Source organism: Streptomyces nojiriensis, assembly GCF_017639205.1.
Classification (GTDB): Bacteria; Actinomycetota; Actinomycetes; order Streptomycetales; family Streptomycetaceae; genus Streptomyces; species Streptomyces nojiriensis.
In genome coordinates, this window is record NZ_CP071139.1 from 7,559,394 (window position 1) to 7,585,672 (window position 26,279).

The 26,279-nt window shown below is 72.0% G+C and carries 21 protein-coding genes; 11 read left to right on the top strand and 10 right to left on the bottom strand.

Annotated features, from left to right (window positions below; all coding sequences use genetic code 11):
* The first annotated feature begins 299 nt into the window (after nt 1-299).
* The 4 genes from JYK04_RS34890 (at nt 300) to JYK04_RS34905 (ending at nt 6,621) form a co-directional block, all read left to right on the top strand.
* Nucleotides 300-1,634, top strand: coding sequence for an ABC transporter substrate-binding protein (locus JYK04_RS34890; protein WP_189741947.1), 1,335 nt, complete (start codon nt 300-302; stop codon nt 1,632-1,634).
* A gap of 104 nt (nt 1,635-1,738) precedes the next feature.
* On the top strand, nt 1,739-2,632 hold the full coding sequence (locus JYK04_RS34895; RefSeq protein WP_189741945.1) for a carbohydrate ABC transporter permease: 894 nt from the start codon (nt 1,739-1,741) through the stop codon (nt 2,630-2,632).
* Nucleotides 2,629-3,507, top strand: coding sequence for a carbohydrate ABC transporter permease (locus tag JYK04_RS34900; protein WP_229876086.1), 879 nt, complete (start codon nt 2,629-2,631; stop codon nt 3,505-3,507). Before JYK04_RS34895 ends, JYK04_RS34900 begins: the two co-directional genes overlap by 4 nt.
* Nucleotides 3,508-3,594: 87 nt before the next feature.
* The gene (locus tag JYK04_RS34905; protein WP_189741942.1) at nt 3,595-6,621 is read left to right on the top strand and encodes an alpha-mannosidase; all 3,027 of its coding nucleotides are present in this window, start codon (nt 3,595-3,597) and stop codon (nt 6,619-6,621) included.
* Nucleotides 6,622-6,664: 43 nt separating this feature from the next.
* Here JYK04_RS34905 and JYK04_RS34910 read toward each other — a convergent pair whose 3' ends face one another.
* The gene (locus JYK04_RS34910) at nt 6,665-7,465 is read right to left on the bottom strand and encodes a hypothetical protein (protein ID WP_229876085.1); all 801 of its coding nucleotides are present in this window, start codon (nt 7,463-7,465) and stop codon (nt 6,665-6,667) included.
* Between the two features lie 183 nt (nt 7,466-7,648).
* Here JYK04_RS34910 and JYK04_RS34915 point away from each other — a divergent pair, with 183 nt between their 5' ends.
* The 5 genes from JYK04_RS34915 to JYK04_RS34935 all read left to right on the top strand — a co-directional run bounded on the left by JYK04_RS34915 (nt 7,649) and on the right by JYK04_RS34935 (nt 13,681).
* Nucleotides 7,649-9,673: an NADPH-dependent 2,4-dienoyl-CoA reductase gene (locus JYK04_RS34915; RefSeq protein WP_189741939.1), complete on the top strand. Its 2,025-nt coding sequence runs from the start codon at nt 7,649-7,651 to the stop codon at nt 9,671-9,673.
* 46 nt (nt 9,674-9,719) lie between these two features.
* Complete coding sequence (locus JYK04_RS34920) at nt 9,720-10,133, top strand: PaaI family thioesterase (RefSeq protein ID WP_189741936.1); 414 nt, start codon at nt 9,720-9,722, stop codon at nt 10,131-10,133.
* A gap of 195 nt (nt 10,134-10,328) precedes the next feature.
* The gene (locus tag JYK04_RS34925; RefSeq protein ID WP_373297469.1) at nt 10,329-11,744 is read left to right on the top strand and encodes an MFS transporter; all 1,416 of its coding nucleotides are present in this window, start codon (nt 10,329-10,331) and stop codon (nt 11,742-11,744) included.
* A gap of 50 nt (nt 11,745-11,794) precedes the next feature.
* Nucleotides 11,795-12,247 carry an SRPBCC family protein gene (locus JYK04_RS34930; protein ID WP_189741931.1) on the top strand — a complete coding sequence of 151 codons (453 nt, stop codon included), beginning with the start codon at nt 11,795-11,797 and terminating at the stop codon, nt 12,245-12,247.
* Between the two features lie 180 nt (nt 12,248-12,427).
* Nucleotides 12,428-13,681 (top strand): NAD(P)/FAD-dependent oxidoreductase, encoded by a 1,254-nt coding sequence (locus JYK04_RS34935; RefSeq protein ID WP_189741928.1) that lies wholly within the window; start codon nt 12,428-12,430, stop codon nt 13,679-13,681.
* Nucleotides 13,682-13,712: 31 nt separating this feature from the next.
* Here JYK04_RS34935 and JYK04_RS34940 read toward each other — a convergent pair whose 3' ends face one another.
* Nucleotides 13,713-14,210 (bottom strand): DUF427 domain-containing protein, encoded by a 498-nt coding sequence (locus JYK04_RS34940; protein WP_202185940.1) that lies wholly within the window; start codon nt 14,208-14,210, stop codon nt 13,713-13,715.
* 60 nt (nt 14,211-14,270) lie between these two features.
* Nucleotides 14,271-16,376, bottom strand: a complete 2,106-nt coding sequence (locus tag JYK04_RS34945; RefSeq protein ID WP_189741924.1) for an MMPL family transporter — start codon at nt 16,374-16,376, stop codon at nt 14,271-14,273.
* Between the two features lie 73 nt (nt 16,377-16,449).
* Between JYK04_RS34945 and JYK04_RS34950 the strand changes: the two genes are divergently transcribed.
* The gene (locus JYK04_RS34950; protein ID WP_189741921.1) at nt 16,450-16,944 is read left to right on the top strand and encodes a MarR family transcriptional regulator; all 495 of its coding nucleotides are present in this window, start codon (nt 16,450-16,452) and stop codon (nt 16,942-16,944) included.
* A gap of 36 nt (nt 16,945-16,980) precedes the next feature.
* Here JYK04_RS34950 and JYK04_RS34955 read toward each other — a convergent pair whose 3' ends face one another.
* The 7 genes from JYK04_RS34955 to JYK04_RS42215 form a co-directional block, all read right to left on the bottom strand.
* Nucleotides 16,981-17,925 carry a LysR family transcriptional regulator gene (locus JYK04_RS34955; RefSeq protein WP_189741918.1) on the bottom strand — a complete coding sequence of 315 codons (945 nt, stop codon included), beginning with the start codon at nt 17,923-17,925 and terminating at the stop codon, nt 16,981-16,983.
* A 224-nt stretch (nt 17,926-18,149) separates the two neighbouring features.
* Complete coding sequence (locus JYK04_RS34960) at nt 18,150-19,727, bottom strand: alpha/beta hydrolase (RefSeq protein ID WP_189741915.1); 1,578 nt, start codon at nt 19,725-19,727, stop codon at nt 18,150-18,152.
* A 193-nt stretch (nt 19,728-19,920) separates the two neighbouring features.
* Nucleotides 19,921-20,553 carry a hypothetical protein gene (locus JYK04_RS34965; RefSeq protein ID WP_189741912.1) on the bottom strand — a complete coding sequence of 211 codons (633 nt, stop codon included), beginning with the start codon at nt 20,551-20,553 and terminating at the stop codon, nt 19,921-19,923.
* Nucleotides 20,554-20,655: 102 nt separating this feature from the next.
* Nucleotides 20,656-21,666 carry an SCO0930 family lipoprotein gene (locus tag JYK04_RS34970; RefSeq protein WP_268254159.1) on the bottom strand — a complete coding sequence of 337 codons (1,011 nt, stop codon included), beginning with the start codon at nt 21,664-21,666 and terminating at the stop codon, nt 20,656-20,658.
* A gap of 128 nt (nt 21,667-21,794) precedes the next feature.
* On the bottom strand, nt 21,795-23,246 hold the full coding sequence (locus JYK04_RS34975; RefSeq protein WP_189741909.1) for an NADH-quinone oxidoreductase subunit NuoF family protein: 1,452 nt from the start codon (nt 23,244-23,246) through the stop codon (nt 21,795-21,797).
* Nucleotides 23,243-24,238 (bottom strand): hypothetical protein, encoded by a 996-nt coding sequence (locus tag JYK04_RS34980; RefSeq protein ID WP_189741906.1) that lies wholly within the window; start codon nt 24,236-24,238, stop codon nt 23,243-23,245. The genes JYK04_RS34975 and JYK04_RS34980 overlap by 4 nt, the downstream gene beginning before the upstream one ends.
* A gap of 364 nt (nt 24,239-24,602) precedes the next feature.
* Nucleotides 24,603-25,073, bottom strand: a complete 471-nt coding sequence (locus tag JYK04_RS42215; protein WP_308431072.1) for a hypothetical protein — start codon at nt 25,071-25,073, stop codon at nt 24,603-24,605.
* Between the two features lie 27 nt (nt 25,074-25,100).
* Here JYK04_RS42215 and JYK04_RS34985 point away from each other — a divergent pair, with 27 nt between their 5' ends.
* On the top strand, nt 25,101-26,018 hold the full coding sequence (locus JYK04_RS34985) for a PucR family transcriptional regulator (RefSeq protein WP_308431071.1): 918 nt from the start codon (nt 25,101-25,103) through the stop codon (nt 26,016-26,018).
* Nucleotides 26,019-26,279: the final 261 nt, after the last annotated feature.

The window sequence follows — 26,279 nt, forward strand, 5'->3', positions numbered from 1 at the left end:
GGTAAAGCGCATTAGTGAAGACCTGCCGTGAACCATCGATAAGAGGTCAAGTTCTGACGCACGAGCAGCTTCGTCATCGAATCGACACCAGCCCCAACCACCTTTGTACTAAAGCGCATCAGTCCAGCTCGGAGCGGTTGTGATCAAGGCCTCCGAGAGGTGCCCGGCCCGGTCGCGCCATTCGGCACCAATGCATCACCGGCCAGCCCTTCTCCTGCCTCATTGACGAGGTCTTGCTTTCGGACGACCGTGGGCACCGCCTCCGGCGATGAGGCCGGACTTCTGCAAAGGCGGCGACGATGACCCGTTCGAACCCGACCCGTATCGCTGTGGTCCTGCTGGCTGCGGGAACCGTCCTCTCGACCGCCGCGTGCGGCCTGAGCGGCGGCGCCGCCGACACGAAGGAGGCGCAGCGCACGGGCAGGGTGTCCGGCGAGATCACCTTCCGGACCCTCCAGCTGAAGCCCACCTTCACGGCCTACGTCCAAGGGGTCATCGACGGCTTCGAGAAGCGGTACCCCGACGTCAAGGTCACCTGGGAGGACGTCCCCGGCGACGGCTACAACGAGAAGCTCGTCGCGGACGCCCAGGCCGGATCCCTCCCCGACGTGGTCAACCTCTCCACCGACTCCTTCCAGCTCCTCGGCGACCGGGGCATGCTCGCCGACGTGGCCGCCCTCGACGGCGCGTCGGCCAAGGAGTACGTGCCGGGCGCCTGGGAGCAGTTCAAGCTGCCCGGCAAGGGCGACAGCGTGTACGCCTACCCCTGGTACGTGACCCCGGAGATCCTCACCTACAACAGAGAGCTCTTCGAGAAGGCCGGTCTGGATCCGGCCGCGCCGCCCACCGGCGTGGAGCAGTTCTTCGACTACGCCGAGCGGATCGCCGCCTCCTCGGGCGGCCGGTACACGGCCTTCATGGCCGACCCCAAGGGCCGGTTGCCCGGGGACTGGCAGAAGATGGGCATCCCGATCCTCAGCGAGAAGCGCGACCGCTTCACCTTCGACACCGACCAGGCCGTCCGGTGGGTGGAGCGGATGAAGGACCTCTACGCCAAGGGCGCCATGCCCAAGGAGTCCCTCCTCAAGTCGGACGACATCAACCAGCTGTACGGCGGCGGCAAACTCGTCTTCGGTCCGGGATCCCCGGGCTTCGTCAAGGACATCAAGCAGAACGCCCCGCAGATCTACGCCAAGACCCAGGTCGCCGGAGCCGTCACCGGCACGCTCGGCCACATCGGCATCTACGCCCAGTCGCTCGGCATCAGGAAGGACACCGAGCACGTGGACGCGGCGGCCGAGTTCGCCAAGTGGGTCACCAACGGCCCCAACCAGGTGGAGTTCTCCAGGAAGGCCACCATCTACCCGTCCAACGCCCAGGGCCTCGCCGACCCGTTCTTCTCCGACAGGGGCGACGGCAAGGACGCGGAGACCCTCGCCCGCGCGGTCGGCGCCGACCAGCTGAGGACCGCCGCGCTCGACGCCAACACCCCCGTCCAGTGGACCAACCAGGTCGGCGACGCCGTCGTACGTGAGGTGCAGAAGGCCATCAAGGGCGAACAGGACCCCCGGACCGCCGTGCAGAAGGCGCAGGAGGCGGCGAACAAGCTCCTCGCCGCCGCGGCCGCGAAGTGACCGGCGGGGCCGGCGCCGGCGCCGCCGCCGGCGAGGCGCGGGGCGCTGGTACGGCACACGAACGGCGTCGCGGAGCCGCGCACCGGCGGCGCGCCCTGCGGGCCATGGAGACCGGGACCGGACTGCCCCACCGCCGCTGGTGGATCCCCTACCTGTTCCTCGCCCCCGGCCTGGCGATGGTGACGCTCTTCAGCCTCTGGCCGTTCGTCAACACCGTCGTCCTCTCCCTCACCGACGCCCAGATCCTGCGCGGCGGCAGCTTCGTCGGCCTCGACAACTACCGGCGCGCCTTCGCCGACCCCGACTTCTGGGTCGCGACCGGCAACAGCGTGCTGTACCTCCTGGTCGTCGTCCCCTGCCTGGTCCTCCTGCCACTGGCCCTCGCGGTCCTGGTGCAGGCGAAGATCCCCGGTATCGGCTTCTTCCGCTCCGCCTTCTACACCCCGGTGATCGCCTCCGCCGTGGTCGTCGGGCTGATCTGGCAGTGGGTGCTGCGCAGCGACGGTCTCGTCAACACCGTCTTCCAACGGCTCCACCTGGTCTCCGAGCCCGTCCCGTTCCTGACCGACTCCGCGATGCTGCTGGTCTCCGCGATGATCGTGACCGTGTGGAAGGGCCTCGGCTACTACATGGTCTTCTACCTCGCCGCCCTCGGGAACGTCTCCGCCACCCTCCACGAGGCGGCCGCGATCGACGGCGCCGGCCCCGTCCGCCGCTTCTTCAGCATCACCGTGCCCCAGGTGAAGCCGATGATGCTGCTGGTCGGCACCCTCTCCGCCATCTCGGCGCTGCGCGTGTTCACCGAGATCTACATACTCGGCGGCGAGAGCGGCGGCCCCGGCGGAGGCGCCCGCACCCTGCCCTTCCTGATCCGGCAGGTCGGCCTCGGCTTCTCCGGCGAGACCGGCTACGCCTCCGCCGTCTCCATCCTGCTGTTCCTCCTGACGCTGGTCTTCAGCCTGTTGGGCCGCCGCCTGTCGAAGGGGGACGAAGGATGAGCGCACCGTCCCCCTCCGGGAGCGGGCAGCGGCCCCGGCGCACCGCCGCCGCCCGCAGGCGCCACCGGTTCGGCCTGGCCGGGCGGTACGCCACGCTGGTGCTGATGCTCGTGGTGATGCTGGGCCCGATCGTCTGGCAGTTCCTGACGTCGATACGCGGCCGCACCGAGAACGTGTACGACGGCGTGCTGCCCGCGCGGCCCACCCTCGACAACTACGTCCGGGTCGCCGAGTCCTTCCCGCTCCTCCAGTACGTCGGCAACACCCTCACCGTCGCCGCCCTCGCGGTCACCTCGAACATGCTCTTCGCGGCGATGGGCGGCTACGCCCTGTCCCGGGCCGGCTGGAAGGGCCGGCAGGTCGTGTTCACCGTGCTGGTGGCGACCCTGATGTTCCCCTTCGAGTCCGTGATGATCTCGATGTTCCTCACCGTCCGGGAGATGGGCCTGGTCGACACCCTCATAGGCGTCTGGCTGCCCGGCGCGGTCTCCGTGCTCAACATCATGGTCATGCGGGCGGCCTTCCTCGCCGTGCCCCGGGAGGTCGAGGAGGCCGCGGTCCTGGACGGGGCGGGCGAATGGACCCGCTTCACCCGGGTCTTCCTCCCCGCCGCCAAGGGCGCCCTCGCCGTCGTCTGCATCACCAGCTTCATGGGCGCCTGGGACGACTTCCTGTGGCCCCTGCTGGTCCTCACCAACAGCGACCACTACACCCTCCAGCTCGGTCTGAAGACCCTGGCCGGTGCCACCACCGTCAACGACCAGCGGCTCGTCGCCGCCGGTGCGATGGCCGCGCTCATCCCGATGATGCTGCTCTTCTTCGCCCTCCAGCGTTTCTTCTTCAAGGGCGTGGGCGAGGGAGCCGTCAAGACCTGAGCCCGCCCGCCGCCCGTACCGACACGCCCGTACCGACACGGCCTGATCGACACGTCCGTACCGACCACCCTCCCTGGAGCAGCAGTCATGCATGACGACCGCAGCATCACCGAGCACCGCCTCCGCCGGGTTCTCGAGGAGCGCGTCAAACCCGCCGTCCACTCCCGCGCGGTCCCGCTGACCGTCGAGCGCTGGGAGGCACCCGGCGAGCCCGTCCCCGTCGCCGAAGGACTCGCGGCGGACTACGAGCCCTGCGCGATCGGCGACCCGTGGGGCCCGGCCTGGGGCACCACCTGGTTCAGGGTCACCGGTACCGTCCCCGCGGACTGGGCCGGCCGCACCGTGGAAGCCGTCCTCGACCTCGGCTTCGACCGGATGATGCCCGGGTTCCAGTGCGAGGGCCTGGTCCACCGGGCCGACGGCGGCGAGGTCAAGGCCCTCAACCCGTACAACGACTGGGTGCGCGTGGCCGACCGCGCCGAGGGCGGCGAGCAGGTCGAGTGGTACGTCGAGGCCGCCTCCAACCCGGTCCTGGTCGACCACGCGGCCACGTACGAGGGGGACCTGCCGACCAGCGGCGACCAGCCCCTGTACCGGCTCGCCCGGATGGATCTCACCGTCTTCGAGACGGAGGTCTGGGAACTGGTCCAGGACCTGGAGGTGCTCTACGACCTGATGACCCAGCTCGACACCGCGGACGCCCGCCGTTCCGGGATCCTGCGGGCCCTCGGCGCCGCGCTGGACACCCTCGACCTCGGCGACGTACCCGGCACGGCGGCCGCCGCCCGCGGGTGTCTGGCCAGGGTGCTCGCCGCCCCGGCCAGCGCCTCCGCGCACCGGATCAGCGCGGTCGGCCACGCCCACATCGACTCCGCGTGGCTGTGGCCGCTGCGCGAGACGGTCCGCAAGGTCTCGCGCACGGCCTCCAACATGGTCAACCTGATGGACCAGCACCCCGAGTTCGTCTTCGCGATGTCGCAGGCGCAGCAGCTCGACTGGATCAAGACGTACCGGCCCGAGCTCTTCGAGCGGGTCAAGAAGAAGATCGCGGACGGGCAGTTCGTGCCGGTCGGCGGCATGTGGGTGGAGTCCGACACCAACATGGTCGGCGGCGAGGCCATGGCCCGCCAGTTCCTCTACGGCAAGAAGTTCTTCCTCGACGAGTTCGGCATCGAGACGCAGAACGTCTGGCTCCCCGACTCCTTCGGCTACACCGCCGCGATGCCCCAGATCGTCAAGCTCTCCGGCTCCAAGTGGTTCCTGACCCAGAAGATCTCCTGGTCCCAGGTCAACCGGTTCCCGCACCACACCTTCTGGTGGGAGGGCATCGACGGCACCCGCGTCTTCACCCACTTCCCGCCCGTCGACACCTACAACTCCGACCTCGGCGGCGCCCAACTGGCCCACGCCGCCCGCAACTACCGGGAGAAGGGCCACGGTTCGCGCTCGCTCGTCCCCTTCGGCTGGGGCGACGGCGGTGGCGGCCCCACCCGCGAACACCTCGCCCGTGCCCGCCGCCAGCGGGATCTGGAGGGCTCCCCGAAGGTCCGGATCGAGCGCCCGGACGCCTTCTTCGAGAAGGCCCGCGCCGAGTACGAGGACGCGCCCGTCTGGGCCGGTGAGCTCTACCTGGAGCTGCACCGCGGCACCTACACGTCCCAGGCCAAGACCAAGCAGGGCAACCGGCGCAGCGAGTCGCTGCTGCGCGAGGCCGAGCTGTGGGCGGCGACGGCCGCGGTGCGGGTCGCCGGGTACGCGTACCCGTACGAGGACCTGGAGCGGATCTGGAAGACGGTGCTGCTCCACCAGTTCCACGACATCCTGCCGGGCTCGTCCATCGCCTGGGTGCACCGCGAGGCGCGCGAGACGTACGCGGCGGTACGAGAGGAGCTCCGGGGGATCACCCTCGCCGCCCAGCAGGCGCTGGCGGGCCAGGGAACCGAGGAGCTCGTCTTCAACTGCGCCCCGCACGCCCGGCGCGGCGTCTCGGCGGGCGGGGCCGACCGCCCGGCCGACGCGGGGGAGGAGCCCGTCACGGTGGAGGAGCGGCACGGCGGCGGGCACATCCTGGCCAACGGCCGGCTGTTGGTGGAGATCGACCGCCGCGGTCTGATCGTCTCCGTCTACGACCTGGAGGCGCGCCGCGAGGCGGTCGCCCCGGGCACCGCGGCGAACCTGCTCCAGATCCACCCCGACTTCCCGAACATGTGGGACGCCTGGGACATCGACGCGTTCTACCGCAACCGGGTCACCGATCTCGTGGAGCTGGACCGGCTGGAGGTCACCGGGAGCGGCCCGCGGTCGGCGACCGTCCGCGTGAGCCGCTCCTTCGGCCGGTCGGCGGCGGTCCAGCAGATCACCCTGCGGGCCGGGGCCAAGACGGTCGACATCGTCACGGAGGTGGACTGGCACGAGACGGAGAAGTTCCTCAAAGCCGCCTTCCCGCTGGACGTGAAGGCCGAACGGACCGCTTCCGAGACCCAGTTCGGGCACGTGTACCGGGCCACCCACACCAACACCTCGTGGGAGGCGGCCAAGTTCGAGATCTGCGCCCACCGCTGGATCCACGCGGAGGAGCCCGGCTGGGGGGTGGCGCTGCTCAACGACTCCACGTACGGGCACGACGTGACCCGGGACGTACGGGCCGACGGCGGCCAGACCACCACGGTCCGGCTCTCCCTGCTGCGCGCCCCGCGCTACCCCGACCCGGAGACCGACCAGGGCTCCCACACCCTGCGCTTCTCGCTCGCGCCCGGAGCCGGGATCGGGGACGCGGTCCGCGAGGGCCACGCGCTGAACCTGCCCGAGCGGGTGGTCCGCGGCGCGGGCCCGGTCGCCCCGCTGGTCACGGTCGACGAGGACGCGGTGGTGGTGGAGGCGGTCAAGCTGGCCGAGGACCGCAGCGGTGATGTGATCGTCCGCCTCTACGAGTCCCGCGGCGGCCGTGCCCGGGCCGTCCTCACGGCGGGCTTCCCGATCGCGGACGCGGTGGAGAGCGACCTGCTCGAACGCCCGCTGGCGGGCTCGGCGGTGGGCGTCCCCACCCCGGAGGGCCGGATCCCGCTCGTCCTGCGCCCGTTCCAGATCGTCACGGTCCGCCTGCACCGCGCCTGACGGCCCGGGCGGGCTCCGGCGGCGGTCCCCGGCCCGGCCCCCCTCAGGGCCGGGGGCCCGCCGCCAGTGCGGTGCGCAGCGCGGCCAGGCGCTCGGTGTCCGGCGGGAGTTCCAGGCGGTCGAGGAGGGCGAGCCCCTCGGCGGGGTCGATGCTCCCGAAGGTGTCGTGGTGGCTGCGCAGGACGGCGCGGAAGACGGCGTGGTGCAGGTCGGGTACGCGGGCGGCGGCCCGGTAGGTGCCGATCTTGACGGCCCAGGGCACGGGTCCCGAGTACTCCAGCACCCGCCGGGCCCGGCGCAGCAGCGGTTCGGGAGCGCCGGGCAGCAGCCGTTCACGATCGTCGCCGAGGACCTCGGCGAAGGCCTCGGCCGCGGTCGGGGCGTACTCGAACCAGTCGAACCAGAGCGAGTAGGTGATCGCCTCGTACTCGCGCACGGCCTCCAGCCGCCGGCGGTAGCCGCCCCACAGGAGGTCCGGCGGGAGCGGGCCCAGCGGTCCCAGGTGCGCGGTGTGGATCTGATCGGTCACCAGGGGGTGCCACCCCAGGAGGTCCATGAGCCCGAGCGCCACCCGCAGCCGTCCTGCGACGTCGAGCGTCTCGTCGGTGAAGGCCATCGACCCGAGCCCGTTGCACAGGTCCTGCGTGGTGAGGACTCCGGCGGGCGGCTCGGCGTCGTACCACGTGTCGGGGCCGGTCTGCGTGATGCCGTCCTCGGCGAGCCAGCGCCGCGCCCGCTCGCCGTCGGACGGGTCGCCCGGGACCGGGGGATCGCCGTCGGCGGGTCCGGAGGCCGGGTCGGTCGGCGGGACGCCGTCCAGGGGCGGGGTGTGGTGCTCGGTCATCCGGCCGACGGTACGGGGGCGGCGTGAACTCCGCCACAGGGCCAGGGGCCGCCCGCGCCCCGGCCCCGGGATTTCCGGGGCGGAAGGTTCCCGGCCGCCCCCTTTTGGTTATGCACTTAGTTGCAAAACCCGCCTCTCCTCGCTAGAACAGGTTCATCACCCCCGCGCGAGGAGGCGCCCCTCATGAGTTCCCAGAGCCGGTACCCGCACCTGCTGAGCCCCCTGGACCTCGGCTTCACCACCCTGCCGAACCGCGTGATCATGGGCTCGATGCACACCGGCCTCGAAGAGCACCAGGGCGGCTTCGAGCGGCTCGCCGCCTTCTACGCCGAGCGCGCCCGCGGCGGCGCCGGCCTGATCGTCACCGGCGGCATCTCCCCGAACGACGCCGGCCGCCCCTTCGAGGGAGGCTCCCGCCTCACCACCGAGGACGAGGCCGCCGAGCACCGGGTGATCACCGAGGCCGTGCACGCCGAGGGCGGGAAGATCGCGATGCAGATCCTCCACTTCGGCCGCTACGCCTACCACAAGGACCTGGTCGCCCCCAGCGCCATCCAGGCCCCCATCAGCCCCTTCGTCCCGAACGAGCTCACCGACGCCGAGGTCGAGCGCACCGTCGAGGACTTCGTCCGCGCCGCCCGCCTCGCCAAGCTCGCGGGCTACGACGGCGTCGAGATCATGGGCTCCGAGGGCTACCTCGTCAACGAGTTCATCGCCGCCGCCACCAACAAGCGCACCGACCGCTGGGGCGGCGCGTACGAGAACCGCGTCCGCTTCCCGCTGGAGATCGTCCGGCGCACCCGCGCGGCCGTCGGCGAGGACTTCATCCTCATCTACCGCCTCTCCATGCTCGACCTCATCCCCGGCGGCTCCACCCTCGACGAGGTCGTCCACCTCGCCAAGGAGATCGAGGCGGCCGGCGCCACCATCATCAACACCGGCATCGGCTGGCACGAGGCCCGCATCCCCACCATCGCCACCTCCGTCCCGCGCGGCGCCTACACCTGGGTCACCAAGCGCCTCATGGGCGCGGTGAGCGTCCCCCTGGTCACCAGCAACCGCATCAACACGCCGGAGATCGCCGAGGAGCTGCTCGCCGACGGCCGCGCCGACCTGGTCTCCCTGGCCCGCCCCTTCCTGGCCGACGCCGACTTCGTCGCCAAGGCCGCGGCCGGCCGCTCCGAGACCATCAACACCTGCATCGGCTGCAACCAGGCCTGCCTCGACCACACCTTCAGCGGCAAGATCACCAGCTGCCTGGTCAACCCGCGCGCCTGCCACGAGACCGAGCTCGTGCTGTCCCCGACGCGGACCAGGAAGCGCGTCGCCGTCGTCGGCGCCGGTCCCGCCGGCCTCGCCTGCTCGGTATCCGCCGCCGGCCGCGGCCACGCCGTCACCCTCTTCGAGGCCTCCGGCCACATCGGCGGCCAGCTCGACATCGCCCGCCGCATCCCCGGCAAGGAGGAGTTCGAGGAGACCATCCGCTACTTCGGCACCCAGCTCGCGGAGTCCGGCGTCGAGGTCCGCCTCAACACCCGCGCCGACGTGGAGACCCTCCAGGGCTACGACGAGGTCGTCATCGCCACCGGCGTCACCCCGCGCACCCCCGACATCGAGGGCGTGGACCACGCCAACGTCGTCAGCTACCTCGACGTGCTGCGCGACGGTGCCCCCGTCGGCGACCGCGTCGCCGTCGTCGGCGCCGGCGGCATCGGCTTCGACGTCGCCGAGTTCCTCACCGACAGCGGCGAGGGAGCCTCCCAGGACCCGGACGTCTACTTCCGCCACTGGGGCGTGGACACCACGTACGCCGGCCCCGGCGGGCTCACCGCCCCCGAGCGCCCCGCGACGCCGCGCCAGGTCCACCTCCTCCAGCGCAAGGCCACCAAGGTCGGCGCGGGTCTCGGCACCACCACCGGGTGGATCCACCGCGCGGAGCTCAAGCACCGGGGCGTCGTCTCGGTCGCGGGGGCCACGTACGACCGGATCGACGACCAGGGCCTGCACATCACCGTCGACGGCGAACAGCACCTCGTGCCCGCCGACACGGTGGTCCTGTGCACGGGCCAGGAGCCGCGCCGCGACCTGTACGAGGCCCTGCGCGCGGCGGGCACCCCGGCCCACCTGATCGGCGGCGCCGACGTGGCGGCCGAGCTCGACGCCAAGCGGGCCATCCGGCAGGGCACGGAACTCGCCGCAGGCCTGTGACCCAAAGGGGATTGTGGCGGTCCGGCCGGGCCGCCACAATCTCCCGGTGACGATCTCACCGGCAGACGCAGACAAGATCCTTACCGACAACTTCGCCCCCTGGGTGCTCGCCCTCGGACTGACCGTCCAGGAGACCGGCGAGCGGCACGCCGTGCTGCGCCTGCCCTGGTCGGACGAGCTGGCCCGGGACGGCGGCGGCCTCTCGGGCCAGGCCATGATGGCGGCCGCCGACACGGCCACCGTCATCGCGATCTCCGCCGCCCGCGGGACCTACGGGCCGATGACCACCGTCCAGCAGTCCACCAGCTTCCAGCGGCCGGTGGTCGGGGCCGACGTACTGATCCACGTACGGGTGACCAAGCTCGGCAAGCGGATGGCCTTCGCCGACATCACCCTGACCCCCGAGGGCGCCGAGGACCCGGCGGCCACAGCCTCCACCGTGTACGCCCTGCTCGGCTAGGCCGTCTCTTCCGGATCTTGCCGGGCCCGCGACGCCCGGCACCGCACCTGGCCGCGTTGTCGGGGCGCCCGAGTACGTCCGGTACACGGTGCGCTTCTCCGCCTTGCCATGTACGGCACCGGACGCCGCGGGCTCGGCCGACAAGATCCGGAAGAGACGGCCTGGACGCCCCCTGGGGGACGGGGCGAAAACGCGTTGGCGGGCGGCGGACCGGTTCGCCTACGCTCGCCCCCATCGGCCGACCACGGAGGCGGTCGGCAGGCACGGGGGAGCGGCACCATCTCGGCGGAATCCAGGACCCACGATTCGCTGCCGCCGCTGCGGCGGAACAAGGACTTCACCGTCTTCTGGCTCGGCCAGGCGCTGTCCGTGCTCGGCGGGTCCGTCTCGATGCTCGCGCTTCCCCTGCTCGTCCTCCACGCCACCGGATCCCTCGTCCAGATGGGCCTGGTCACGGTCGTCTCCAGCACCACCTCCATCGGCGCGGGGGTCTTCGCCGGGTACGTGGTGGACCGTCTGGACCGCCGCAGGCTCATGATCGTCTGTGATCTGGTGCGGGCCGTGCTGTTCGGCGCGGTACCGCTCGTCTGGTGGGTGGCCGGGCCGCAGATCTGGCTGTTGTACGTGCTGACGGCGCTCGCCGCCGTACTGAGGACGCTGTTCGACGTCGCGTACGTGACCGCCATCCCCAATCTGGTGCGTACGCAGGACCTCACGGCCGCCAACGGACGGCTGATGGGCACCTTCGCCCTCGGCGGCCTGCTCGGGCCGGTGGTGGCCGGCTTCCTCACCGCCGGAGTGGGCGCGGACTGGGCACTGGCCCTGGACGGGGCGACCTTCCTGGTCTCCGCCGCGAGCCTGGGGTGGGTGCGGTTCACCGCGCGCCCGGCCGAGGACGGCGCCGACAAGGCCGGGGGCGGGGACCAGGCGGGGGCCGGGGCCGGGATGTTCCGGGAGATGTTCGTGGTCGGCTTCCGCTTCCTGTGGAGCCACCCGCTGCTGCGCCCGCTCACGGTAGGGCTCACCGTGCTGACGTTCGTCACCATGGGCGCCACCGACCTGCTGATCTACCGGGTCCAGCACGACCTCGGCCGGGACGCGGCCACCCTCGGCTACGTGATCGCCGTCAGCGGGGCCGGGTCGGTCGCCGCGGCCCTGAGCGCTGGGCGACTGCGCCGGCTCCTCGGTTTCGGCACGTGCTGGCTCGCCTCCGTCGCGATGATCGCCGTCGGGGTGACGGTGACGGGCGTCAGCCGCAGCGTGCCGGTGATCGCCGCACTGGCCGCCGTCTTCATGTTCGGGATGACCCTCGGCGGGATCTGCAGCATGACCCTGCGCCAGGAGGTGACCCCGGACCACCTGCTCGGCCGGGTCACGTCCGCCTTCTGGACCGTGCACAACGCCTCGGGCCCGGTGGGCGCGGCCGTGCTCACGCTGCTGGCCGCCCGGCACGGGGTCCCGGCGGTCAGCATGGCGGGCGGGGCGCTGTGCCTGCTGATCCTCGGCGGCGCGCTGCTGACCCCGCTGCGCGGCAGCCGCGCGGGCGCGGCGACGGCCGGGTCCGGCGCCCCGGACCAGGAGCCGGCCGCGGAGCCGTCGGCGCGCGCGTAGGGGGCCCGTCTGGGATCGTGGACCACAGGTAGCCGCACCGAGGAGCCCACATGTCCGGACAGTTCGAGGCGAGCGTCGAGATCGACCGGCCGGTGGAGGCGGTGTTCGCCTACCTCGCCGACGGACGGCACGACCCCGAATTCAGCCCGCGCGTCCAGGAGATCACCAAGATCCCGGACGGCCCCACGGCCCTCGGCACGGTCTTCCGGAGCACGGTCAAGGACGCCGGGATGAAGACCGGCCGTGAGTTCCGCATCATCGGCCTGGAACCGCCGCACCTGATCCGCTGGACGGAGCAGAGCCGCAACCTCATCACGGCGGAGGGCGGCTACGACCTCGAATCCCTCCCCGGCGGCCGCACCCGCGTCCGCATCTTCAACACCCTCGAAGGCCACGGCATCGGCAAGCTGCTCGTCGGCCTCGCGCTCGGCGCGGCCCGCAAGGACGCCCCCGACTTCGGCCGCCGCATCAAGGCGGCCGCGGAGGCGTCCCTCCCCCGCTAGGCCGTCTCTTCCGGATCTTGCCGGGCGTCGCGGGCCCGGCAAGATCCGAAAGAACGGCCTGGGCCGGGGCGTCCTGCCGGTCGGGCGAGGGCGGCGCGTCCGTCCTCGCCGCGCGGAAGCCGCGCGTAGCCTGGCGACAGCCGCAGCCGTCCGAGTCGGGCAGGAAGTGTGAGGGCGTTCATGGCCGAGGTGCAGGACGACCGGCACGACGTCGTGGTCATCGGTGCGGGAGCCGCCGGCCTGGCATGCGCCTCGGACCTCGCCGCGGCCGGCCTGCGCGTGCGTCTGCTGGAAGCGGAGGACACGGTCGGCGGCCGCATCCGCACCGACCGGGTCGCGGGCTTCACCACCGACCGCGGCTTCCAGGTGTTCAACACCAGCTACCCGCAGGTCAGGCGCCGCCTCGACCTGCCCGGTCTCTCCTTGCGGCCGTTCACGCCCGGCGTGCTGGTGCACACCGACGACGGGAGGCTCCGGCTCGCCGATCCCACGCGGCGCCCACGCGACGGCGTCGGTCTCCTCACCGGCGGGCGGGTCAGGCCGCGCGACCTGCTCGCCTTCGGCGCCCTCTCGGCGCACGCCATGCTCGCACCCGCCTCCCGTGTGCGCGCCCGACCCGACGTCACCACCCGTACGGCCCTCGCCGAAGCGGGGTTCTCCGAAGACTTCGTCGAAACGTTCTTCCGGCCCTTCCTGTCCGGGGTCTTCCTGGAGGACTCCCTGGAGACCTCCGCCCGCTTCTTCCGCCTGGTCTGGCGCAGCATGCTGCGCGGTACGCTCTGCCTCCCCCGCGACGGCATCGGCGCCGTGCCGGCTCAACTGGCCGCCGGGCTGCCCCGGGGAGTGTTGCGCCTCTCGTCGCCGGTCTCCGCGCTGACGCCGACGGGAGTGGCGTTCGGCGACGGGGAAGTGCGGGCGCGGGCCGTCGTCGTCGCCACCGGAGCCGGCGCCGCGGCCCGCCTGCTGCCCGGCCTCGAGCCGCCTGCGGGACGGACCGTCACGACCCTCTACCACGCGGTCGAGCGTTCGCCCCTTCCGGAACCCACCCTGCTGATCGACGCACGCCGCAGGTTCCTGAACACGTGCGTCCTGACCGAGGTCCAGCCCGGCTACTCCGGTGACGGCCGGAGTCTGGTGTCGACCTCCGTGCTCGGTGCCCCCGCCCCGGCGGACGAGGCCGCCGTGCTCTCGGCCCTCGCCGAGGCCTACGGCGTGGACACCGGAACCTGGGAGCCGGTGCACCGCGTGACGGTGCGCAACGCCCTGCCCGCCATGCCCCCGCCGATGCCCCTCACCCGGACCACCCGCTTCGCCCCCGGCCGGTATGTCTGCGGGGACCACCGCGCGACGGGCTCGCTGCAGGGGGCACTGGCCTCGGGGGCGAGGGCGGCCCGCGAGGTGCTCGCCGGCCTCAGGACCGCCGGAACGCCCTGACCGACGCCACGCGCGCGGCCCGGTCCCGCCCTCACCAGCCGGTGGTTCCCGGACCGCCCTTGAACGGGCCCAGGATCTCGGCGGTGATCCAGCCGCCGTAGAAGTCGCCGGGCTGGGCCCGCACGCGCTCTCCGTCCACGGTGCAGAGATCGACCTTGCCCGCGTAGAAGGCCAGGCTGCCGGCGATGCTCGCGTACTCCGGCGAGGGAGCCTCATAGCTCCATGCCGCGTCCCGTACGGTGCACCCGTCCACGGCCAGGGTCCAGTACGTGGCCGACCCCTTCCACTCGCAGACGGTCGTCGCCCGCGACCTCGACAACAGGTCGGTGCGCACCTCCTCGCGCGGCACGTAGAAGACCGGGGGGTGTCTCGTTTCCAGCACGCGGCGGCACGCCCGGGAGTCGGCGAGCGTCACTCCCCGATGCACGATCACCACGTGTCGCGCGTCCGCCTCCACGCGCGGCGGTCGCGGGTACTCCCCGACCGATTCCGTCGGCTGCCGGCCGTCCATGCGCCAAGCCTCACCCATCGGATGCACCTCCACCCGGGCTTCACCGAATTCCTCGCCTGCGGATGCGGTGCACCGATCTCAGCGGGGCGAGCCCGGGGTGGCCGCCGTGGCGGGCCGTGCCAGTGCGCTCGGCCACCACACGCGCGGGCCGATGTCGATGATGAGGGCCGGTACCAGCAGGGAACGCACGACGAGGGTGTCCAACAGGACGCCGAACGCGACGATGAAGGCGATCTGGACGAGGAAGGCCAGGGGGATCACCATCAGCGCGGCGAAGGTCGCGGCGAGGACCACGCCGGCGGAGGTGATGACCCCGCCCGTGGTGACGAGCCCCCGCAGCACGCCCTCGCGGGTGCCCGAGGTGAAGGATTCCTCCCGTACGCGGGACATGAGGAAGATGTTGTAGTCGACGCCGAGCGCCACCAGGAACACGAACCCGTAGAGCGGCACGGAGGCGTCCGTTCCGCTGAAGCCCAGCAGGTGCTCGAAGACGAGGGCGGACACGCCCAGCGTCGCCGCGAAGTTGAGGGCGACCGTCGCCACGAGCAGGACGGGCACGAGCAGGGAACGCAGCAGGGCGACCAGGATCAGCAGGATGATGCCGAGAACGACCGGGACGATCACGGCGCGGTCGCGGGCCGCGGTCTGCTGGGTGTCGAACTGCTGGGCCGTGTAGCCCCCGACGAGAGCGCCGGCTCCCGGCACCGCGTGCACCCGGTCGCGCAGCTCCCGGACCGTCTCCTTCGCGGCATCGCTGTCGGCCGCCGCCTCCAGCGTGGCGTCCAGGCGCACCCGGCCGTCCACGACGAGCGGGGCCCCCGGGCCCGGACGGCCGCTCGCGGTGACGGGCACGACCGCCGCAACCCCTTCCGTGCCCTCGGCTGCCGCCCGTACCTCGGCGATCCGCCCGGCGTCGGTGATGACGACGGCCGGGTTGCCCGAACCGCCGGGGAAGTGCCGGGCAAGGGTCTGCTGGGCACCGACCGAGGGCGCGTCGTTGACGAAGATCTCCTCCAGCGGCACGCCCTTGGACGGCAGGGAGGCGGAGAACCCCGCCAGGACCATGAGCAGGAGGGCCGTGGACATCCACACGCGCCGCGGTGACCGGTCGAGCAGCCCTGCGATCCGGCGCCATACGCCGTGGCCTTCGGCCGACGCGTCGGCCGGCTCGGGTGTGGCGGGCCAGTAGGCGGACCGGCCCAGCAGGACCAGTACGGCCGGCAGGAAGGTCAGGGAGCTCAACACCGCGCAGACGATGCCGATCGCGCCGACCGGCCCGAGAGCCCGGTTGTTCGTCAGATCGCTCGCCAGCAGGGCGAGCAGCCCCAGCGCCACGGTCGCCGCGCTCGCGGTGACCGCGCCGGCCGACCGGCGCACGGCGGCCAGCACCGCCTCCAGCCGGTCGCCCCGTACGACGAGCTCTTCCCGGAAGCGCGCCGTCAGCAGGAGGGCGTAGTCGGTCGCGGCCCCGATCACCAGGATCGACAGGATGCCCTGGACCTGGCCGTCCACCCGGACGACGCCCCGGTCGGCCAGCGCGTACACCACCGCGCAGGCCAGGCCGAGTGCGAACACCGCACTGATGATGATCACCAGGGGCAGCAGCACGCTGCGGTAGACCAGCAGCAGGATCAGGAGCACCGCGCCGAGCGCCACGCCCACCAGCAGTCCGTCGATGCCCGCGAAGGCATCGGACAGGTCCGCCTGGGCGGCCGCCGGGCCCGCGATCGCGACCGAGGTGCCGGGCACCTCCCGGGCGGCCTGCCGCACCTGGTCCAGGACCGTCGGCAGCTCCTTGCCCAGGCCGGGCGCGAGCGGCACGACGGCCTGGATCGCCAGGCCGTCCTCGGAAACGACGGCGGGCGAAGGCGGAGCGGCGATGCCGCTCCGGCCGGCGAGGCTGCCGACCGCCCGGGCGGCAGCCTCCTGCTGCCCGGCGCTGACCCGGCTGCCGTCGGCCGTCCACACGATGATCGCGGGAATGGACGGCGACGTCTCGAACGCCTTGCGGGCTTCGAGGACCCGCGTCGACTCGGCGTTCCGCGGCAGGAACGCCGCCTGGTCGTTCGTGGCGACCTCGCCCAACTTCCCCGCGTACGGCCCGAGCGTCCCGCCGATGCCGAGCCACAGGATCAGGAGGGCGAGGGGTACGACCCAGCGGGCCCAGCGCGGTGTGTTCTTCAATGCGAGCTCCTGGCCATGACATTTAAGTCAGTCGTAAAGAATGTCAATCATCGAGAGATCTTATCCTGAGGTCATGCGCGACACAGACAGCCCCTCGCCTCCGCTTCCGGCCGACGACCCGATCGGGTTGCAGTCCTTCGCCGTTCTGCTGCGCCGGATGAACGCCGAGTTCAATCGCATCGCGCAGGAGTTCGCCCATGCCCAGGGCCTCCACCTCACCGACGTCCAGGCGCTCATCGCCGTACTGGACGCGGACACCGACGAAGACGGCGGCCCCATGACACCCGGCCGGCTGCGCAAGCAGATGAACCTCACCTCGGGCGCCATGACCGCATGCCTGGACCGACTGGAGAAGACCGGCCACATCCGCCGCGTCCGGGCGGCCGACGACCGCCGGGTGGTCCACCTGCACTACGCCCAGGCGGCCAAGCAGGTCGCCCGCGACTACTTCCGCCCCCTCGCCCACGGCACCGATGCCGCCCGCGCCCGCTTCACCCACGACGAGCTCCACGTGGTGGTGCGCTTCCTCGCCGAGATGAACCATCAGCTCACCCTCGTCCGACGGTGAACCCCACCCGGCGCGCGTGCTCCCCGGGCGTATCCGTCAGCGCCCGGTCCCGTCGGCGGGGGGCTGTTGCGAGGCGGTCGGTGGTGTGAACAGTGCCCGGACGGTTCCGGTGGCCAGGTCTCGCAGCCAGGTGTGGGCGCGGTCGTCGTCGTAGCGCCGGTGCCACAGCAGGTACAGGGGGACGTCGGGCAGCCGGAGCGGGAGCGGCAGTGTGACCAGGCCGAGTTGGTCCCGGGCCGCGCGGGTGACCGCATCGGGGAGGGTGACGACCAGGTCGGTGTCGAGGGCGAGTTGCAGTGCGAAGGCGGCGGTGGGTCCGGCGGCGATGACGCGTCGTTCGAGGCCGCGCGCGGCCAGGGCGTCATCGATCCGGTCGCCCAGGCGTCCGCGCCGCGAGACGGTGAGGTGTTCGGCGGCTGCGTAGCGCTCGAGGCTCAGCGGGCCTTCGGCGAGCGGGTGGCCCGGTCGGACGGCGACGATCAGCCGGTCCCTGCCGACGAGGCGGTGGCGGATGTCCGGGAGCGTCGGAGCGTCGGCGCTCGATTCGAGGTCGACCTCGCCCCGGCGCAGCTCGGGGGTGTCGGTCCCGGGTTCGGTGGACAGGCGCAGCCGGACGCCGGGGGCCTGGCGGTGGACGGCGGTGATCAGGGCGGTGCCGCAAGCGGCGGTCAGGGCGTCGTGCCAGCGCACGGTGAACACCCGCTCCAGAGCTGCCAGGTCGAGTTCCTGCTGCGCGGAGAGAAGCTGGTGGGCCTGCTGCACGAGGGCGTGGACCTGGGCGCGCATGGCCAGCGCGCGGGTGGTGGGGACCATGCTGCGGCCGGTGCGGACCAGGATCTGGTCGCCGGTGGCCTTGCGGATACGCCCCAGCGAGCGGCTCATCGCCGGTGCGGTGACGTGGAGTCGGGCTGCGGCACCGGCGACACTGCCCTCTTCCAGCAGGGCGTCCAGTGCGGTGAGCAGGTTCAGATCCAGTTGCATGAGAGTAACTCTACGAGCGAAAAGCATGCACCCGTTGTTAATCACCAGGTGGTCGTGCCCCACATCCTGCGCCGGCACGGCTTCGAACCCGTCGCCGTCGCCCTCGCCCGCTGACCCGCCAGGACCGGAATGCGGCACCGGGCTCGCAGGGGGAAGCCGACCGCGGAACCCGCCCGGGCCGAAGCCTCGGGCAGGTTACGCGGTCGGCACGGGGCCGGGCGGTGTCAGAACCGGCCGGGGGCCGACGGGAGCGGCAGCCGCTTCGCGGGCGGCGCCGCCACCTCGCGGCGCTCTGCCGCCGCCGGCGGGTTCTGGCAGGTCACGTCCTGCGCGGGCAGCTTGCCCGTGGCCAGGTACGCGCTCACCGGGGCGTTGGCGCAGGAGGTCGGGTCGAAGAGGTACACGCCGTGGCCCTCACCGCCCGCCGCCAGCACCATCCGCGAGCCCTTGAGGGCCTTGTGCAGGCCCTGGCCGCTCACCAGCGGGGTCTGGGAGTCCCACTCGTTCTGCACCGTCAGCACGTTCGCCTTCTTGTGCATCGGCGTGGCCGCCTCGACCGGCCGGTCCCAGAAGGCGCACGGCATGATGTTGGACGCGAAGTCCCCGTACAGCGGGTACCTGGCCTTGTCCCTCGCCGCGTCCCGCTCGTACTGCTCGGTGTAGCGGGGCCAGCTGCCGGTGTCCCCGCACGCCACGGCCCAGAACACGGCGGTGGCGTTGTCCGAGGCGGGCTCGGCCGCCGTGCCGCCGGCCAGCAGTCGCCTGAGCTCCGTCGCGGTCGTGCCCGCGGGCAGCGGCTTGCCCTCGGCCGCGGCCTTCAGGGCCGCGACCATCGGGGTGGCCTGTGCCGGGTAGAAGAACACCGCACGCGCGGAGCGGATCATGTCCCCGTCGACCTTCATGCCCTCGAACTCGAACGGCTCCTTGTCGGCGCGCGCCACCAGTCCCCAGAACGTCTCGGACACGGCCTGCGGGGTGTCGCCCAGCTTGTACTCGGCCGACCGCTGCGCCGCCCACTGCGTCCACCGTGCGAAGGCGGGCTCGGCCTCGGTGGCCCAGACCTGGATCATGCCGCGCCAGATCCGCTGCGGGTCCACGCCGCTGTCGAGCACGAAGCGGTCCGTGCGGTCGGGGAACATCTGCGAGTAGACCGCGCCGAGGTAGGTCCCGTACGAGTAGCCCAGGTAGGAGAGCTTGCGCTCGCCGAGCACCGCACGGATCGTGTCCATGTCCCGGGCCGTGTTGCGGGTGGTGATGTACGGAAGCACCGAACCGGCCTTCTCGCGGCACTTGTCGGCGACGGTGCGCGCCCAGGTCACGTCGGTGCCGAAGGTCTCCGGACGGTAGGCGCGGTTGAAGTTCTGCTCGGTGTCGGTCAGTCCGCAGGTGATCGGGCTGCTGGCGCCCACCCCGCGCGGGTCGAAGCCGATGAGGTCGTAGCTGTCCCGTACGTCCTTCGGCATCGCCTCGCCCACCAGCAGCGGCAGGTCGAGGCCGGACCCGCCCGGGCCGCCGGGGTTCAGCAGCATGGCGCCGTGCCGCTTGGCCGGGTTCTCGCTCTTGACCCGGGATATGGCGAGATCGATCGTGGGCCCCCCGGGACGCCGGTAGTCGAGCGGGACCTTGAGCGTCGCGCACTCGTACGAGGCCGGCTGCTCGGGGCTGCAACGGTGCCAGGCGGGTTTCTGCCGAAGGTGGTCCGCGGCCGGGGCCGCGGAGGCCTGGGTCGCGGACAGCAGGGGCACGGTGGTCGCGATGAGTCCGGCGGCGGCGAGCAGCGGTGCGAAGCGTTTCAGGCGCACTGAGCCGTTCCTTTCGGTGAAGTCGCTTACGCTTCCACCTTGTTGCACCCGGCGCCCGGCCGAATCATCCCCAAGGGCCGTGCCCCGTGCTCCTCACGGACGAGCCGACAACAGGACATGTGGCCGACACGCCGAAGTCGGCCCCCGGTCGGTCGCGTACCGGGGGCCGACGTGTGCGCGGTCGGGAGCGGCCTCAGTGGCCGCCACCCTGGCCGCCGTCGTGCCCGCCGCCGTCGTGGCCGCCCTCGTGTGTCCCGCCCGGTGTCGCACCGGGGGTCGCACCGGCTGTCGCGTCAGGAGTTCCACCGGGCGCCGCGTCAGGCGTCGCGCCGGGCGTTCCTCCGTGTGCGCCACCGTGCGTGTCGCCGGTCTCCAGGGAGCCGCCGAGACTTCCGCGCAATGCGGTCAGGGCTTCCTCCGACTGCGTGGTGACGACCCATCGGTCGCCGACCAGATAGAGGCCGCCGTACATCCGGGCCTCGGTCAGCCAGGAGTGCAGTCCCTGCTCGGTGGTGAAGGTGACCATGCGGTAGACGGCCTGCCCGGCCTGGCACCCGCCCTGGCGCAACTCCTCGGCCTCCACGTTCACTTCGGCGGTACAGCCGATAGCCGTGGCGAGCTGTTCGAGGGAGGTCCCGGGGACCGCCGCCGCGGTCGCCGAGGGCGAGGGGGCCGCGGCCGAGGGGGCCGCGGCCGAGGCGTGCTGCGCCGCCGCCTTCGAGGAACAGCCCCCGCACAGCAGCGCGGTGAGGCACACCGCCGCGACGGCCGGGAGCGACGGGCGGATCCGCCGGAACCGGCGGGTGCGGCGGTCGGTGGACGGCATGGTGACCTCTCTGGCTGATCGGGGAGGGGCCGTGGCGCCCGGGCGGGGAGGTACCCGGGCACCACGCGTTTCGGGGGCGGATCGGCGGGCCGCCGACAGGGGCTAGCCGACGACCTTCGCTTTCTTGCCCTTGTCGGTGATGGCGAACCAGAGGCCCTTGTTGTTGTGCCCGGTGGTGTCCCCGGGTTCCTTGTCACCGGTGAAGGTGTAAACCGGCCAGCAGTCGATCGTCAATTGCTCGCTGCCGTCGGGCCGCTTCACCTTTCCAATCAATTCGGGGGCGATTCCGTTTACCTTGTTCTTGTCGACCGGCTTGGCCGGCTTCCAGGTGTCCGTGCAGGCGTCCACGCAACCGATCTTCATCGGCCAGGCGCTGTCCTTGTCGAACCGGTAGAGCGTCTTGCCCTCCGCGTCCTCGACGAGGGTGCCGAGCTGGGCGTTCTGCACGGCGGTGAGTTCGCCGCCCTTCGCCTCGGCGGCGGGCTTCTCTTCCTTCTTCTCTTCCTTCTCCGCCCCGGAGCCCTTGCTCGCCCCGGCCGGCTTCCCGCCCGGGCCCAGTACGTGCCAGGTGCCGCCGACGCCCTCGCCGAACGAGTCGCCCGCCTTGGCGTCCTTGGAGTAGCGGTACACCGGCCACCCGGCGAGCGTGAGCTGCTTGGTGCCGTCGGCCCGGTCGACGGAGCCGAGGAGCGCCGCGTCGATTCCCGCGCTGACCGAGGCGTCGTCCGCGGAGACCGCGGGCCAGGCCGCGGCGCAGTCCCCCTCGCAGTTGGACTTGGGCGGCTTCGGCGTGTCCTTGTCGAACCGGTAGAGAGTGAAGCCCTCGCTGTCGGTGACGCCGGGGCCCAGGCCCGCGATCTCGCTCACCTTCAGCTGTCCGGCCGAGCCGGTCTTGCCCGCGGCACCCGCCGGGACGGCTCCCGAACCGCCGCCGGCGCCGCTTCCGTAAGGGTCTCCGTAACCGGAGCCGGCTCCGACCTGTTTGCTGTCGCCCACCGGCTGGACTGCAGGTGCCTTTCCCCCGTAATTGTCGGAGCTTCCGCATGCGGCTGTCGTCATCATCAGTACTGCGACCGCTGATCCGGCGAATATCTCACGACGCTTAATCTTCACGATCTCTCCTTCAGGTTCGGTTTCCGCGTTTCCTTGCCCCCGGTAATTGATACGGGGCCGGGAGCGGCGGAAGCGAATATCCCCGGGAATTTGTCAGATCGCGCCAACATTGAACCCGGGGCATTGGTTCAGTCCTGGATGCGCAGCGCGAGGGCCGGGCAGCGCCGTACCGCGCGCAGCGCCTTCTGCCGCTGCGCGCGGGGTACGGCCATGGACGCCTCCGCGGGGAAGCCGTCCAGGTCCAGGCGGACCACATCGGGCAGGACGTCCACGCACAGCCCGTGGCCCCTGCAGAGGGTCCAGTCGACCAAGAGCCGCTCCGGACTCTCGTCGTCCTCGAGCAGCGGAAGGGCGCCCAGCACCCGTCTGCCGCAGCCGCTGCCGAGCGCGTGGTCGCGGAACTCGTCCGGGAAGGTCCTGAGCGCCGAGGCGACGAAGTTCGAGGTGCCGTCCGGATGGCTGCACGCGCCGCGTTTCAGCACCGCCTTCATCCGGAGCTCCAGCATCTCCAGGGCGGGTTTGCCCCCGCCCCGGATGGCGTCGTCCAGTACATCGGCGATGGCGGGCAGCCCGCGTACGCAGGGGCCGCACTGGCCGGCCGACTCCTTGGCCAACCAACGGGTCACGCGTGCCACTTCGCCGGCCGGGCAGGTGTCCATGGGCAGCGGCAGCACCGCCCCCGCCCCCAGCCGTGCGCCGAGCCGGTCGAGGGACTCGCGTGATATCTCGGCCGCACGCGCGTTTGCCGGAGTGAGCCATTTGCCGTGATACCCGCCGACCAGGACGCCCTGGCCCGGATCGGTGCCGCACAGTTCCAGGATGTAGGAGAGCGCGGCTCCGCTCGGCGTCTCGACGACCGTGTTGCCCGCGACCGTCAGCATGATGGTGCCCGGCTCGCTGGGCAGGCCGGTCGCACGGAAGTCCAGCGCGCCGAGCCGGGCGGCGACGGCCATCTGGGCGAAGGTCTCGGTGTTGGAGAACAAGGTGGGCACGCCGTTCAGGCCCCGGTCACTGGTGCGCACCTTCTGGCCGGAGGGCAGCGTCGGCCCGCCGTTCAGGCCGTTCACGTGCGCCGTGCTCTCGCCGGTCACGAAGCGCTCGGGGAGCAGCTCGATCCGCACCCGGCGTCCGGCCGGGCCGCGTTCCGCGACGGCCTCCCGCAGTGACTGCTCCACGTCCCTCCGGGTGACGCCCACCACGACGTCCTCGGAGTTCAGCGCGGCGGCGGCCAGCAGGGCTCCGTCGAGCACCAGATGGGGGGTGTGCAGCAGCAGCGCGGTGTCCTTGAGGCAACTCGGCTCGCCCTCACTGCCGTTGACGACGACGGCGGTCTGTCCGTCCCCGGCGCGGGCCGACCGCATCACGGAGCGCAGTTTCTTGGCGAACGGGAAGCCCGCGCCGCCGCGCCCGCGGAGGTCGATGTTCTCGGCGAGGTCGACGAGTTCCTCCGGCCGGTAGCGGGGCATTTGGCCGTGTGTCGTCAGATGGGCCACGCGGTCGAGCCGCGCGGCCTGGTCGAGCCCGGCCAGCAGCCGGGGAGCGCCCACGCAGCCGAGGCTGGGGCGCGTCTCACCGCTCACAGCCACTGGTCCCGGCTGATGAGCGTCTCGGCGTCAGCTGTGGCGCGGGCGCGGCTCGGCGCGTAGACGGCGGTGCGCGGAGGTTCGTTGCTCAGGGGCGGTCGGTCATTGAGGGCCGGTCGCTCGGGCCGGGGCGGCTGGGCCTGGTTCGCGGTCACGGCTGCCGCTGCAGGACGTGAGCCGCGCCTCTGTCGGGGCACGGCGCCCTTGACGGGCTCCTGCGCCACGGGCTGGGGGGTGGGCGGCACGAAGACGGCCGCTTCGCGCATCCGGCTCCTGACCCGGAACACGAGCACACCCACGATGCCGAGCAGGGCCAGCGCGTACGCGGACGTGACCCAGGGGGCGGCCGCGCGGCCCGACTTCAGGCCGTGCACCAGTGAGGCGCCCCAGGCCGGATAGGCGCCGAAGTGCAGGACCCGCCACCACGCCGAGCCGCTCCTGGTGTTGAACACGCTGCGCACCGCGCCGGAGATGGCCACCGCGATGAAGAGGTATCCGGCCAGGCTGCCGAGACCGACCAGGACGGGCCGGGTGGCGTCCGTGAACGGCACGGCCGCGGAAGTCGCGGTCGTCCGCTGTCCCGCGACCTTGATCCAGATGTGCAGGGCGAGGAAGAGGAGCCCTGACACGGCGAGGCCGCGGTGCGCGCCCTGGGCGAGCAGCCGGTGTCCCGAACCGAGGATGACCCGGTCGGTCGCGGCCAGTCCCCAAAGGACGGTGGCGGTGAGCGAGACGAGCGAGAGCACGCCCGCTCCGAAATCGAGGAAGGCCCATAGCTGGGTGAAGGCGCCCGCTCGGGCAGCCACGGCGACGAGCGCGATGGCCGCGCCGACGGCGCAGAGCACGCCGGGGCTCAGCCTGCCGTCCTTGGGAAGGAGGGAGGGCCGCCGGACGGCCCTCCTTCCGGCGGCCGCGGCCGCAGCCGAGGCGTGGCGGTTCTTGCGGCGGGCCCTGTGAGAGCTGGGCATTTGAGGCTGGGGCAGGGGCATCCAGGTCTCCTGTGCGCCTGGGCATCCGAGCACTCCACCTGGCGCTCGGTACCCGGGGGTCGTTGTAGTCGTACCCGGCAGCGCTGTGAACTTCCGCGCCGGCCGAGGGAACTTGGGGCCGGAGTGCAGCAGCATCGTGGAGCTGCACAGCAGCTCCACAGGTTTTATCGAAACGTGATAATTTCTCGCACCGCCCCTCCGGCGCATCGAACAACACCGGAAGATTCCCCTCCAGCGGGGGTTGCGACAGGCCACCGCGCCGCCCGCCACCTACGCGTCCCGGACGGCAAAAACAAAGCAAAGTAACGGGACCGTAAGTGGTCGGACCTCTCCAGGAGGGAGTACGAGGGCCGCAACTCCCGCGTCAGACACGGATGTTGACGTGGGGAGCAACCTCGGCGGGCTTGTCGCTCTTCCCTGGACAAGCCTCACCCCGGCACGAACGAGGAAAACGATGTGTGAACTTCTGAACCGCATCTGGTCCCGCCCCCGTGGCGAGTGGACCCGCGTCCTGCGCAAAGAACTGCCCGCGCTGGCCGCCGAGATAGTGGAGGAGCTTCTGCATGGAATTCCGGAATTTTCCGCACTTATCGATGACAACGATGCCATTGATGATGAGTTGTTCCGGCAGCGGGTGGAAGAGGCTCTCCTCACCGTCCTCGGCTACCGAGAACAGCCCCGGGAACAAGCACCGGACGAGCACGATGAACAGGCGGAGAGTGAGGACGAGATCGAGAACCAGATCGAGGTTCAGAGCCGGTTCGACAGCAAGGTCGAGCACGAGATCGAGATCGAGGTCGGGATCGCGGCCAGGGCCGAGTGCGAGGTCACGCACGAGGGCCGTCGCGAAGGCCTCCGCGAAGTGCGCAACGAAGTACGCAACGAGGGCCGCCGCCAGGGCCTGCGCGAGGTCCGCAACGAAGGCCTGCGCGAGGCCCGGCACGGGAGCCGGCACGAGTCCCGGCACGAAGGCGTCCGTGAGATGGACCGGGCGCGGCACGACCTGTTCAGGACCCTCACCGATGACAGGGACGCATCCGAGATGTCCCTCAGCGAGCTCGCGGAGGCGGCCGGCTGGCCCCTCCCGCTCGCCGTACGGGCGATCGTGCCCGCCACCCCCGGCGAGACCCAGCAACTCGCCGCCGTACTGGACCACTGCCTCGTCGGCATGTTCGCGGGCCGTCCGTGCCTGCTCGTCCCCAGCCCCGACCCGGACAACCGCGCCTCGCTGGAGAACCTGCTGCGCGGCCGGTTCGCGGCCGTGGGCCACGCCGTTCCGCTCCGTGACACGGCCTCCTCGCTGCGCTGGGCGCTGCGCCTGGCCGCGCTGACACCCGCCCGCCCCGGGCTGGAGGTCCGGCCCGTCTTCGTCGACGACCACCTCTCGACCCTGTTGCTCCTTCAGGACGAGCCCCTGGCCCACGCGCTGGCCGCCCGGTGGCTGCGTCCGCTGGCCGACCTGACCCCCCGCCAGAGTGAGCGGCTGGAGGTGACGCTGCTCGCTTGGCTGGAGGGCGGCGGGGCCCCCGAGGCCGCCAAGGCTCTGAGTGTGCACCCGCAGACCGTGCGGTACCGCATGCGTCAGCTGGAGAAGCTCTTCGGGACCGGCCTGCGGGACCCCCGTACCCGCTTCGAACTCGAGATGGCCCTGCGCAGCCGCCGGCTGATGGCGCAGGTCCGGCGTCAGCACTCCCGGGTCGGCCGCAGGGCCGCCCGCGTGATCCAGGCCGACTTCACCCCCTTGGTCGTCGGACGGATGGCCCGCGTCAACGGTCTCTGAACCCCCGGAAACAGCCCGGCCCGGTCCCGTACATACGGGACCGGGCCGGGCTGTTTCATGCGTACGCCGTCGGGGCGGGGCAGCCGCGTGGGCTGTCGGGGCGGGGCCGTGCGGCCTGCGGCCGTGGGGCCGTGGGGCCGCGTGTTCTGCGGTGCGGTGCGGTGCGCCGCCGGGGCCGGGGCCGGGGCCGGGCCGTGCGTGCCGTACGGTGCGCCGCCCGGCGGGCCGGGCGTGTGTCCCGCGATGTGCCACCGGGCCGTC

What these genes read in the sequence shown, in the direction of transcription:
- JYK04_RS34890 (WP_189741947.1), top strand. Translation starts at nt 300, where the DNA reads ATGACCCGTTCGAACCCGACCCGTATCGCTGTGGTCCTGCTGGCTGCG.
- JYK04_RS34895 (WP_189741945.1), top strand. Translation starts at nt 1,739, where the DNA reads ATGGAGACCGGGACCGGACTGCCCCACCGCCGCTGGTGGATCCCCTAC.
- JYK04_RS34900 (WP_229876086.1), top strand. Translation starts at nt 2,629, where the DNA reads ATGAGCGCACCGTCCCCCTCCGGGAGCGGGCAGCGGCCCCGGCGCACC.
- JYK04_RS34905 (WP_189741942.1), top strand. Translation starts at nt 3,595, where the DNA reads ATGCATGACGACCGCAGCATCACCGAGCACCGCCTCCGCCGGGTTCTC.
- JYK04_RS34910 (WP_229876085.1), bottom strand. Translation starts at nt 7,465, where the DNA reads ATGACCGAGCACCACACCCCGCCCCTGGACGGCGTCCCGCCGACCGAC.
- JYK04_RS34915 (WP_189741939.1), top strand. Translation starts at nt 7,649, where the DNA reads ATGAGTTCCCAGAGCCGGTACCCGCACCTGCTGAGCCCCCTGGACCTC.
- JYK04_RS34930 (WP_189741931.1), top strand. Translation starts at nt 11,795, where the DNA reads ATGTCCGGACAGTTCGAGGCGAGCGTCGAGATCGACCGGCCGGTGGAG.
- JYK04_RS34935 (WP_189741928.1), top strand. Translation starts at nt 12,428, where the DNA reads ATGGCCGAGGTGCAGGACGACCGGCACGACGTCGTGGTCATCGGTGCG.
- JYK04_RS34940 (WP_202185940.1), bottom strand. Translation starts at nt 14,210, where the DNA reads ATGGGTGAGGCTTGGCGCATGGACGGCCGGCAGCCGACGGAATCGGTC.
- JYK04_RS34950 (WP_189741921.1), top strand. Translation starts at nt 16,450, where the DNA reads ATGCGCGACACAGACAGCCCCTCGCCTCCGCTTCCGGCCGACGACCCG.
- JYK04_RS34955 (WP_189741918.1), bottom strand. Translation starts at nt 17,925, where the DNA reads ATGCAACTGGATCTGAACCTGCTCACCGCACTGGACGCCCTGCTGGAA.
- JYK04_RS34965 (WP_189741912.1), bottom strand. Translation starts at nt 20,553, where the DNA reads ATGCCGTCCACCGACCGCCGCACCCGCCGGTTCCGGCGGATCCGCCCG.
- JYK04_RS34980 (WP_189741906.1), bottom strand. Translation starts at nt 24,238, where the DNA reads ATGCCCCTGCCCCAGCCTCAAATGCCCAGCTCTCACAGGGCCCGCCGC.